Source organism: Sphingopyxis sp. (genome assembly GCF_025869345.1).
GTDB lineage: Bacteria > Pseudomonadota > Alphaproteobacteria > Sphingomonadales > Sphingomonadaceae > Sphingopyxis.
Map to the genome: position 1 here is coordinate 20,160 of NZ_JAOZVW010000127.1, position 10,941 is coordinate 31,100.

Here is a 10,941-nt window from a genome sequence, read left to right on the forward strand (position 1 = left end):
CGCGGGTCCGGTCCTATTCGGGGGCCGGACCCGCGTCGCCGCGTTCGGCGAGCACGTCATAGTGACGGCCGATCCCGAAGCGGGTGAGGCGGTCGAAGCCGGCGCCGCCCAGGCGGCACGCGATCGCGGCGCCGTCGGTCCAGCGTTCGTCGACCTCATAGAAGATCGCGGCGATCCGGCCGCGGTGCGCCGACGCCATTAGCGCCTCGATCACCGCTTCCTCATGCCCCTCGACGTCGATCTTGACGATCAGCGGCACCGTGCCGCCGATCGGCGCGCCGTCGATCAGCGTATCGACCCCCGCGATGCCGAGGATGCGTATCTCCTCGCCGCCCGCGCCCGCCCCCGTCGCGTCGCGCAGGCTGGCGGTGCCGCTGTGCGCGCGGTCGGTGGCGATGCGCGCGATGCCCGAATGGAGCGAAACCGCGGCATGGACCGGCTTGATCGCCGCGCCCATACCATTCAGCGCGATATTGTCGCGCAGCAGGGCGAAGGTCGCGGCGACGGGCTCGAAGGCGACCGCCGCCTCGCAATGCGGGTTCTGCGCGGCGAGCAGGCTGTAGAGGCCCTGGTTGGCGCCGATATCGACGAAGATGAAGGCGCGGTCCTGCGCGGCGAGATAGTCCGACAGCGCGCGGCCATAGGTCGCATAATGGCAATAGCGGAAGGTGCGATCCTCCCAATTGGCGCGCATCCGCACGCCGTAGCGCGAGGTTACGACCCCGCTCTCCCGGCGGAGCGGCAGCCGGGCGAGCAGGTTCACCCATAGCTTCGCCAGCGTCTTTGCGACGCCGTAATCAAGGAAGGCGGCGAGGCGCGAAGGGGCGGCGGCGGTCATGCGCGCGCCATGAAATCGAGGATCGCCTCGGCCGCCCGCTCGGACGAGGGGCGGTCCTGAAGGTCGAAGCTGTAGCGGAAGATATCCTCCTGCCGTGCGCGCATCGCCGGGGTCAGCAACGGCGTTTCGGCGAACGCCGCGTCGAGCTCGCCCATGCTGCCGAGCACGGTGCCGGCGCGCCAGTGCGCGAAGTCGGGGTCGTCCTGCCACGCGAGGCTGCGCGGGTTGAGGAAGAAGCAGGGGCGCGGACGGCGGATGAATTCATAGACCTGGCTGCTCGCGTCGCCGAGATAGATGTCGGCGGCGTCGGTATAGGTCATGTCGAGGCTGGCGGCGCTGCCGGTGTCGATCAGCATATGGTCGTGCTCATAATGGTCGGCGCGCGGGCCGAGGTTCCAGCCGAGCGCGAAGGGGGAGAGCGAGGCGGTGACGCGCTTTTTGAACAGCATCACATGCGGCGCGAAGATGAGGTTGTAGCGGTCGCTCCTGGCGAACCAGTCGAGGATCGCCGGCCCCATGCGATACCAGGACGACAGCGCGGGCGACGGGTGCGGGTTGTAAAGCACCGTCGGCCGGTCCTTGGGGAAGAGGCGCGGGTGGCTGGGCGGCGCGAGGTCGAATTTGGGATAGCCGACGATCGCATGGCCGTTTGCCTTCAGCAGGTCGGCCTCAGCCAGCCGGTCGCGGATCTTTTCGCCCGACAGCAGGACGAGGTCGAATTTCCCGCTCGCCTTGTCGAAGCCGATCGCGCGGTCGCCCGCGCCGTGGCGCGTGTGGACGAGCTTCAGCGATTTGAGGCCGAACAGCGATTTCAGCAGCAGCGAGGTCTTTTCGGGGACGACGAGCGCGTCGAGGGCGCGGAAGCGGTCGAGATTGCGGCGGAGGGTCGAGACGATGTCGGTGGGCAGCGCGCGGCCGCTGGCGCGATGGGCGGCGCGGGCGAGCGCCGACGGCGGCCGCAGCCGGACGATCTCGGGCGCGGCGCCCGGCACGGCGGCCGCGAGCCGGCGGACCTCGCCCTCGCAGCCTTCGGAGACGAGGATGCTGACGCGCGCGTTGGTGCCGCGGCCGAGCAGCGCCAGCGCCACCGGCAGCGCGTGCGCGACCTGATGCGCGCCATGGTGGTTGAAGAGGAAGCCGATGTGCATCGCGTCACCGCCGCCAGTCGAGAACCGGCCAGCCGCGCGCTTCGGCGAGGCGGCGCAGCTTCGCCGACGGATTGACCGCGACCGCGTCGTCGGCGAAGCCGAACATCGGCAGGTCCGAAACATGGTCCGAATAGAAGCGGATATGCGCGCGGTCGCGGGCGATGCCGGCGCGATCCAGAAAGGCCGCGACCCGGTGCCGCTTGTCGCCGCCATAGCAGTTCGCCGATCCGGTCGCGGAGGTCAGATAGCCGCTCTGCCACGTCGATTCGGTCGCGATCACGTCGGCGATCCCCAGCCTGCGGGCGAGCGCGGCGGTATAAAAATGCGGCGCGGCGGTCGCGATGACGACGCGGCGGCCCGCCGCGCGCTCGGCCTCGATCAGCGCGAGGCCCTGCGGATAAAGGCCGCGGGCGACAAGGCGTCGCGCGAAGCGGTCGGCCAGCCGCGCGGCGTCGCGCTCGGCCAGCCTCGGCCCGAGCGCGACGCGGTGCATCGCCTGTTTCATCGTGCGGCGCGGGATGAGCTTCAGCGCATAGAGCGCTGCGACCGGCAGCAGCAGCGGGAGCAGCAGGACGCGCCACGGCGCGCGGGTGCGGATCGCGAACAGCAGGAAAGGGGTGTAAGTGGGCAGAATGGTCAGCGTGCGGTCGAGGTCGAAGACCGACAGCATCGCCTTCGCCGGCACCGGGGATGCCGCCTCCTGCTCTATCCGGCGCTTTGCCTCTGCCATCGCCTGCTCCTTCCCCGAAAGGAATGGCAGCGCTGCCTGACGCCCGGATGGCGCAAAGATTTGATTTTCGACATGTTCGGCGGCCGGGTGGCGGGAGCGCCGTCGAGCCGGTATCGAGGGGGTCTATGCATATCCTGGTTATCGAGGACGATGCCCGCGTCGCGGAGCATATCGGCAAGGGGCTGACCGCCGCCGGGCATCTCGTCGATGTCGAGGGCGACGGCCGGTCGGGGCTGCTCCGCGCGGCGTCCGAGAGCTATGACCTGATCGTCGTCGATCGCATGTTGCCGCACGTCGACGGGCTGACGATCGTCCAGACGATCCGCGCGACCGGCGACACGACGCCGGTGCTGTTCCTGAGCGCGCTCGGCGAGGTCGACGAACGCGTCGCGGGGCTGCGCGCGGGCGGCGACGATTATCTGACCAAGCCCTTCGCCATGTCCGAACTGCTTGCGCGCATCGACGTGCTGAGCCGCCGCGGCCCGGCGCTGTCGGCCGAAACGAAGCTTTGCGTCGGCGACCTCGACATCGATCTGCTCGGCCAGCAGGTGCGGCGGCAGGGGGCGGTGATCGACCTGACGGCGCGCGAATATCGCATCCTGACCTATCTCGCCCGCAACCAGGGCCGGGTCGTCACCCGGTCGATGCTGCTGGAGCATGTGTGGGACTATCATTTCGATCCGCAGACCAACATCATCGACCAGCATGTCAGCCGCCTGCGGCAAAAGGTCGACAAGGGGTTCGGCCGGACGCTGATCCACACGGTGCGCGGCACCGGCTATGTCATGCGGGCGGACGTATGAGGGGGCGCGGCGGCCTCCGGCACAGCCTGACGCTGCGGCTGGGGCTGATCTATGTCGCACTCTTCCTGACCTCGACCGTGGCGCTGTTCGGCGCCGCCTATTGGATCGGGGTCTATCAGCCGCTGCTCGAAGCCGCGGCGGGGGTGAGCGACGAGGCGGCCGAACTGGTGGCGATCGACCGCGGCGGCGGGCGCGATGCGCTGGTGCGCGCGCTGCTGGAGCGCGAGAAGACGGGTCCCAAGCGCCCCTTTCACGCGCTGATCGCCCCGGACGGCAAGACGGTGACCGCCAATCTGCCGAGCTGGCCCGAAACGCCGGTCGGCGGCTGGACCACGCTGGAAGCCGATGTCTATCAGGCGGGGCAGGAACAGGATTATGAAGCGCTCGTCGTCGAACGGCGGCTGAGCGACGGCGCGCGGCTGATCGTCGGGCGCGATGTCGAGTCGATCGACGATCGCGACGAACTCTACACCATCGGATCGGTGTGGCTGATCCTCTTTGCGGCCTTGCTGGCCATCGGCGGCAGCGTCGCGATGAGCCGCGCGGTCGGCCGGCGGATCGATGCGGTGACGCGGACGGCGCGGCGCGTGATGGCGGGCAATCTGACCGAGCGTATCCCGTTGCGCGGCACCGGCGACGATTTCGACGAACTGTCGGCGACGCTCAACCTGATGCTCGGGCGGATCGAGGAGGCCGTCGAATCGGTGCGCCGCGTATCGGACAATGTCGCGCACGAACTCCGGACGCCGCTGGCGCGGCTCCACGCCGATCTCGACGAACTGCGCGCGGCGGGAAGCGAGGACGAGCGGCAGCGGCTGGCCGAACAGGCGGCGGCGGAAGCCGGACGGTTGCAGGCGATCTTCGACGCGCTGCTCCGCATCGCGCGCATCGAAAGCGGGCGGCACCTGACCGGAATGCGCCGCATCGACCTGACGACCTTGCTCGCCGATGCGGCCGAACTCTACACCCCCGATGCCGAGGCGCATGGGCAGAGGATCGAAAGCCGGGTCGCGCCGGGGCTGGAACTCGACGCCGATCCGAACCTGCTGTTCCAGGCGATCTCCAACCTGCTCGACAATGCGGTCAAATATGGCGGCCCGGGCGCGGTCATCGCGGTGACCGCGCGGCGGACCGAGCGCGGGATCGAAATCGCGATCAGCGACAGCGGCCCCGGCATCGCCGATGCCTGGCGCGACCGGGTGACCGAGCGTTTCTTTCGCGGCCCCGATACGGCGGGGCTGCCCGGAACCGGCCTGGGCCTGGCGCTGGTGTCGGCGATCGTCGGGCTGCATAAATGGCACCTCGATATCGAGGATGCCCGGCCCGGAACGCGGGTGCGGATCGGCTGCTGATCGGCCGCGCGCCGCCCGCCGCGCGCCCGGAGCGATCCGTCGCATGTTAAATTATCAATTATTTTAGTTGAGTTATTGTCTCCGGCATGGAAGCTGTTCCGAGTCGGCCGATCCGTCACGGGCCGGCGAGAGGAGAATGCCGATGGCCAGTCTTGCCTGGATTGCGGTCCGCGACTGCCCGCCCGCCGGGCGCGGGATCGTCGCGGGCGACGTGGTGCGCCGGTGAACCTCGCCGCCGCCGGATTGCATTCGCCGCGCCCGCGCCTTCGCACCGCGACCCGTGTCGCGATCGTCGGTGCGGGTTTCTCCGGGACGATGCTCGCGCTCAACCTGCTCGAACAGGCCGATGTCGAGGTGCTGCTGATCGAGCGCGACCGCCACCGCATGGGCGCGGGGGTCGCCTATAGCAGCAGCGAAAGCGCGCATCTGCTCAACGTCCGCGCGGGCAATATGAGTGCTTTCGCGGATCGGCCCGGTCATTTCTGCGACTGGCTCGCTTCGCGCGGGCTCGGCTGCGACGCCGCGTTCGTGACGCGCGCGACCTATGGCCGCTATCTGCGTGAGACGCTCGCGCAGGCGATGGAAATTTATGGCCAGCGATTGAAGCTGGTCGACGACGAAGTGCTCGATATCGAGGAGTGCGGCGGACAGGTGACGCTCGGCCTCGTCAACGGCGGGCTGATCGAGGCCGACCGCGCGGTGCTCGCGATCGGCAACCTGCCGCCGCACGATCCGCCCGCGATCGCCGGCGCGCATCTGCCCGCGCACCGCTATATCGGCGATCCCTGGGCGAGCGCGTTCGAGGAGGGGCTGGATAAGGCGGCGGCGGTGCTCGTCATCGGCACCGGCCTCACCGCGGTCGACGTGATATTGCGGCTGGTGTCGCACGGCCATGAGGGGCCGATCACCGCGCTGTCGCGGCGCGGCCTGCGTCCGCACCGCCACGTCGATGGGCTGCGGCCCAAGCCGGTGCTCGCCAAGCCGGCGCCTGAATTGTCCGAGCTCGTGCGCTGGGCGCGGGGCGAAGCGCGCCGTGGCGACTGGCGGCTCGTCGTCGATTCGATCCGCCCGATCACCCAGATGATGTGGGCTTCGGCCGAGGCGGAGAAGCGGATGCGCTTCCTGCGCCACCTCCGCCCTTTCTGGGACGTTCACCGCCACCGGCTCGCGCCTGCGGTCGCCGACCGCATCGATGCGCTGGTCGCGTCGGGCCAGCTTTGCTTCCGCGCGGGCAAGATCGCCGGGGTGAGCGTCGAGCGCGACGTGCTTGTCATCTCCTGGCGGCCGCGCGGCGCGGCGGAGCCGGTCGTGACCCGTGCGACACGGATGATCAATTGCACCGGGCCGCAGGGCGACCTGCTGCGGTCGGCCGACCCGCTGGTGAAGCGGATGCTGGCGGCGAAGCGCATCCGGCCCGACGCGCTGCGCCTCGGGCTCGACATCGACCGCGACGGCCATGTCGTCGATGCGCGCAGCCGCGCCTCCGACCATATTCTCGCGATCGGCCCGATGACGCGCGGCGATTTGTGGGAGGTCGTCGCGGTGCCCGACATCCGCGTCCAGGTGAGCGCGCTCGCGCGCCGCCTCGTCAACGCGCACTGGACGGGCGGCGAGGGGCTGTGACTTCGTTCAGGCCGCTCCCGGCAAATCCTCGCCTTCCAGTCCCTGATATTTGAGCTGGAGATAGCGTTCGCGCGTCGCGAGCTTGTCGAGCTCGCCCGCCGCGAGGTTGCGCGCCGCTTCGCCGATCTCGCGTTCGAGCATGGTGAGCCCGCCGACGAGCGTTTCGTCGGGGGTGCGGCCGGCATGTGCTTCCTTGCGCAGCCCCGCCGGGATGCGCTGATAGCCCGCGACGAGCTCGGGCAGATCCTCGCCAACGAGCTTGCGGATGTTCGCGGCGGCGGGGCTCGACGTATCGAGCGTCTGGAGCTGCGGCGCGAGCAGGTCGAGCTGCACCCCGATGCCGTCGACGAGCTGGCGCGCGGGCGCGGGAAGCGCGGGGCGCTGCGCCTCCAGCCAGATTTCGGTGCGGCCCGCGAGCTGCTTCAAATCCGCCCTGGGCAGATCGGCCTGCCGCGGTTCGGGGAAGGGCGGCCATTTGCCGAACAGGAAAGCGACCGCGACCAGCAGCAGCGTGACCGCCATCACCCCGGCGAAGCCGAGCGGCTGGATCACCATGCCGAAAATCGCCGCGGCGATCAGCACCGCACCGCCGGCCAGAAAGATGCGGCCGATCTTCCGCGCGAGATGCTGGCGGCGCAGCGCCATGCTCTTGGTGCCGATCGGCCGCCGCCGCTCGCGCGACCGCTCGATCGCCGACGCTGCGGAGAGGCGGACCTTGTCGACCTCGCTCATCGCCATTCGCCTCAGCCTTCGAGCGCGGCGAGCGGGCTGCCCTCGCCGCCGACGCTCGCCTGCGCCTGGCTCGCGCCCTCGGCGCGCGCGATATAGCCCTTCGACTTGGCGACCTCGCTTTCGAGTGTGCCCACTGTCGTCTTCATCGTGTCGAGTGCCTTGAGCTTGAAGGTGTCGATCGCGTCCATCGTGTCGTAGATGTTCTGGAAGGCGCGGGAGAGCGTCTCCATCGGGATCGTGCTCGACGCCGCCTGCTCGTGGATGCGCGCGGTATTGTCCTTCAGCATCTTCGACGTGCCGTCGATGATGTTCGCGGTCGTGGTGTTGAGGGCGGTGATCTGTTCGAGCACCAGCTTCTGGTTGGTCATCGCCTGCGCGACGGTGATCGCGGTCTTCAATGCGCCGACGGTCGTGGTGCTCGCGCGGTCGACGCCCTTCACCAGCTCGACATTATTCTTCTTGACCAGATCGAGCGCGAGATAGCCCTGCACCGTCACCGCCATCTGGGTGAGCAGGTCCTGGGTGCGCTGGCGCGCGTAGAAAAGGGCATTTTCGCGCAGGATCTTCGCCTTGGCGGGGTCGCTTCCGTCGAGCTCGGCGGCCTTCGCTTCCAGCCGCTCGTCGAGCGTTTTGGCGATGTGGATCATCTGCTCGAGCTTGCCCATCGATTCCCACATCTTGCGGCGCTCGACGTCGATGGCGGCATTGTCCATCAGCAGCTCGTCCTTGCCGTTGGAGAGCGCGGTCAGGATGCCGCCGATATGCGTCTGGGCGCTGCGGTATTGTGCGAAATAATTGTTGATCTTGCTGCCGAAGATCTTGTCGAGGAAACCGCGCTTCGACAGCAATTTGCCGTTCGCCGACGGGTCGAGCCGTTCGACCGTGGTGCGAAGTTCGATCAGGCTCTGGCCGATGTCGGTGTCGCGGTCCATCGCGCGGATCGGGCGGTCGAGGAAGCGGTTGCTGTGGCTCGCCGCCTCCAGCATCTCCTTGCGGCCCATGTTGGTGATCTGGTCGACGCGCTTGCCGAATTCGGGGCTGTTCTCGTCCTGCGCGACGAGGTCGTCGATGAAGCCGTCGACGCGCTCCTCGAGCTTCGATTTCTGCTCGCCCGACAGCGGGACGAGCCCGGCGGCCTTTTCGGGCGCGACGGCGGGGACGGGTTCGGGCGGCGTCAGCGTCAATGCCTCGGTTGCGGTCGCCGTCGCGGTCTCTTCGCTCATAACTATCCTTCCAGCCCCGTGCCGTGTTTCTATATGACATGCCGGTCTGTATTGTTCAAGTATCACACCTTGGAAGGAAGGCGGGCGGCGCGATTTTGATTTCACGCGAAGACGCGAAGGCGCGAAGAAGAAAAGATATGGGGCCGGCAGGCCCCTTTTCATGTCTCGCACAGTCCGATGACGAAGGCCGCTACGCGGCAAATTCTTCTCTTTGCGCCTTTGCGCCTTTGCGGGAAATTAATCGGCCCCCGCCCGCCGCGCCAGTCCCGGCGCGATCCAGGCGGAGACGATGAGCTGCGCCATATGATAGATGAGGATCGGCACCAGCACCATGCCCGCGACCGCGGGCGGGAACAGCGTCGCGGCGAGCGGCGCGCCGACCGCGATACTCTTTTGCGCGCCCGCGAAGAGCATGGTGATCCGGTCGGGCCGGGCGAGGCGCAGCAGGCCGCCGAGCAGCCAGGCGCCGGTGAAGGCCAGCGCCAGCATCGCGGCGACCGCGGCAAAGACGATGCCGATCTCGCGCATGTCGAGCTGGTGCCAGATGCCGCCGACGACGGCGGCCGAAAAGGCGACATAGACGGCGATGGCGATCGAGGTGCGGTCCATGAAGGTCGCGGCGCCGCGATGCGCGAGCACCCACGGGCGCAGCCAGCGCTGCGCCGCCTGCCCGGCGATGAAGGGCAGCAGCAGGGTGGCGACGATGCGGAGCGCGGCGTCGCCGCTGATGTCGCCCGCGCTGCCCGCGATCGCGGCGAACAGCAGCGGCGAGACGATGACGCCCGTCAGGTTCAGCAGCGCCGCCGCGACGACGCTGGCCGCGACATTGCCGCCCGCCATGCTGCTGGCCGCGGTCGCCGACATGACGGTCGACGGCAGGATGCCGAGGAAGAGGAAGCCGAGCGCCAGCGTGGGAACGGCGGGCAGCAGCGGCGCCGTCGCCGCCTGCGCCGCCAGCCCGATCAGCGCCATCGCCCCGAAACTGTAGAGAAGATTGCCGCCCTGCAGCTTCCAGTTGCGGATGCCGTGCAGCACCTCGTCGCGCGGCAGGCGCACGCCGTTCAGGAAAAACAGCAGGACGATGGCGGCCGTCGAAATATTTTGCGCGATCGGAACGGCTTCGCCGCGCACCGGCAGCAGGCTGGCGAGCAGGATCGTCGCGAACAGGACGGGGACGAAGCGGTCGGGGAAGATACGGGACAGCATGGCGCGCTGCGATGGCGGCGCGCGCGGCGCTTGGCAAGTCCAAGGATCGGCCGCCGATATTCCAAAATCCTATTGCCCGGCGCGCCGAGGGGGCGTCAGAGCATTTATCGTCATTGCGAGCGGAGCGAAGCAATCCAGAGCGGTTTACGCACACTCTGGATTGCTTCCCCCGGCTTTCGCCGGGGTCGCAATGACGAGGTGGGTCGATTTTCGCTTGTCGCGCGCTAAAGGGGCGGCATGGCCCGCATCCTGATTCTCGCCGCGCTTCCCGAAGAGGCCGACGCGCTGTTCCCCGGCGAAGGCGTCCGCGACGACGGCGTCTTCGCCGTCCGCCGGTTCGCCGCGCACGGCCATGATCTTACCGTCGTCACCACCGGCCTCGGCAAGGTCCATGCGGCGCTCGCCGCCGGGCTGTTCGGCGCCGACGCCGACCTGCTGCTGATGAGCGGAACCTGCGGCGCGCTCGATGCCGAGGCGGGCCGCGCCTATTGGCTCGCCGAAGCGGTGCAGCATGATTATGGCACGGTGCACCCCGACCGCTTCGATCGCTATCGCGCCGGGGACTGGCCGGCGGGCGAGGCGGGCGAGGTGCATTTCGCCGCCATGCCCGACCCCGGCCTCGGCCTGCCGCACGCGCGGATCGCGAGCGGCGACAGCTTCGTCGCCTGTCCCGACGCCGGCGCCGGCATCGCGCGCGGCCTCGGCGCGGCGCTCGTCGATATGGAGGTCGGCGCTCTCGCGCAGGCGGCGGCGCGGCTCGGCAAGCCGTGGGCGGCGATCAAGGCGGTCACCGACACCGCCGACGAAGGCAGCAGCCGCGATTTCCATGCCAATCTGGTCCGCGCGGCGCGCGGCGCGGCCGCCGAAATCGAGCGACTTGTCGCGCGGATTGCGTTATAAACGCCTCGGCAATTTTGTTGCGCTGCGGTAGGAAATTCGCTACGCGCGCGGCCAAATCGCGGCACGGCGCCGCGCTGCTCCCATAAGGTATTTTTGATGTCCCTGCGCAATATCGCCATCATCGCGCACGTCGATCATGGCAAGACCACTCTCGTCGACCAGCTTTTCCGCCAGTCGGGGACGTTCCGCGACAACCAGCGCGTCGAGGAACGCGCGATGGATTCGAACGACCTCGAAAAGGAGCGCGGGATCACCATCCTCGCGAAATGCACCTCGGTCGAATGGGGTGAGGGCGCCGACGCGACGCGGATCAACATCGTCGACACCCCGGGCCACGCCGATTTCGGCGGCGAGGTCGAGCGCATCCTGTCGATGGTCGACGGCGT

The 10,941-nt window shown here is 68.7% G+C and carries 11 protein-coding genes; 5 read left to right on the forward strand and 6 right to left on the reverse strand.

Features of this window, described 5'->3' with window-relative positions:
- Positions 1-13 precede the first annotated feature (13 nt).
- From OJI97_RS13580 to OJI97_RS13590, 3 genes are read right to left on the reverse strand one after another with little or no spacing between them, the layout of a single operon-like run.
- A complete protein-coding gene (locus OJI97_RS13580; RefSeq protein WP_297664292.1) occupies positions 14-838 on the reverse strand; it encodes an FkbM family methyltransferase in 825 nt (274 codons plus the stop codon).
- Positions 835-1,986: a hypothetical protein gene (locus OJI97_RS13585; RefSeq protein ID WP_297664294.1), complete on the reverse strand. Its 1,152-nt coding sequence runs from the start codon at positions 1,984-1,986 to the stop codon at positions 835-837. Before OJI97_RS13585 ends, OJI97_RS13580 begins: the two co-directional genes overlap by 4 nt.
- Positions 1,987-1,990: 4 nt before the next feature.
- Positions 1,991-2,716 carry an HAD family phosphatase gene (locus tag OJI97_RS13590; protein WP_297664296.1) on the reverse strand — a complete coding sequence of 242 codons (726 nt, stop codon included), beginning with the start codon at positions 2,714-2,716 and terminating at the stop codon, positions 1,991-1,993.
- A 125-nt stretch (positions 2,717-2,841) separates the two neighbouring features.
- Here OJI97_RS13590 and OJI97_RS13595 point away from each other — a divergent pair, with 125 nt between their 5' ends.
- From OJI97_RS13595 to OJI97_RS13605, 3 genes are all read left to right on the forward strand, one after another.
- The gene (locus tag OJI97_RS13595; RefSeq protein ID WP_297664298.1) at positions 2,842-3,519 is read left to right on the forward strand and encodes a response regulator transcription factor; all 678 of its coding nucleotides are present in this window, start codon (positions 2,842-2,844) and stop codon (positions 3,517-3,519) included.
- Complete coding sequence (locus OJI97_RS13600; protein WP_297664300.1) at positions 3,516-4,871, forward strand: HAMP domain-containing sensor histidine kinase; 1,356 nt, start codon at positions 3,516-3,518, stop codon at positions 4,869-4,871. The genes OJI97_RS13595 and OJI97_RS13600 overlap by 4 nt, the downstream gene beginning before the upstream one ends.
- A gap of 222 nt (positions 4,872-5,093) precedes the next feature.
- On the forward strand, positions 5,094-6,494 hold the full coding sequence (locus OJI97_RS13605) for an FAD/NAD(P)-binding protein (RefSeq protein ID WP_297664301.1): 1,401 nt from the start codon (positions 5,094-5,096) through the stop codon (positions 6,492-6,494).
- Between the two features lie 6 nt (positions 6,495-6,500).
- Here OJI97_RS13605 and OJI97_RS13610 read toward each other — a convergent pair whose 3' ends face one another.
- The 3 genes from OJI97_RS13610 to OJI97_RS13620 form a co-directional block, all read right to left on the reverse strand.
- Positions 6,501-7,226, reverse strand: coding sequence for a hypothetical protein (locus OJI97_RS13610; RefSeq protein ID WP_297664302.1), 726 nt, complete (start codon positions 7,224-7,226; stop codon positions 6,501-6,503).
- Positions 7,227-7,237: 11 nt separating this feature from the next.
- Complete coding sequence (locus tag OJI97_RS13615; protein WP_297664304.1) at positions 7,238-8,449, reverse strand: toxic anion resistance protein; 1,212 nt, start codon at positions 8,447-8,449, stop codon at positions 7,238-7,240.
- A 237-nt stretch (positions 8,450-8,686) separates the two neighbouring features.
- Positions 8,687-9,655, reverse strand: a complete 969-nt coding sequence (locus OJI97_RS13620; protein WP_297664306.1) for a bile acid:sodium symporter family protein — start codon at positions 9,653-9,655, stop codon at positions 8,687-8,689.
- Positions 9,656-9,892: 237 nt separating this feature from the next.
- Here OJI97_RS13620 and OJI97_RS13625 point away from each other — a divergent pair, with 237 nt between their 5' ends.
- Together OJI97_RS13625 and OJI97_RS13630 are read left to right on the forward strand one after the other, a co-directional pair.
- Positions 9,893-10,555, forward strand: a complete 663-nt coding sequence (locus OJI97_RS13625; RefSeq protein WP_297664308.1) for a purine phosphorylase — start codon at positions 9,893-9,895, stop codon at positions 10,553-10,555.
- 96 nt (positions 10,556-10,651) lie between these two features.
- On the forward strand, positions 10,652-10,941 hold a 290-nt coding region (locus OJI97_RS13630), incomplete at its 3' end, for a GTP-binding protein (RefSeq protein WP_297664310.1).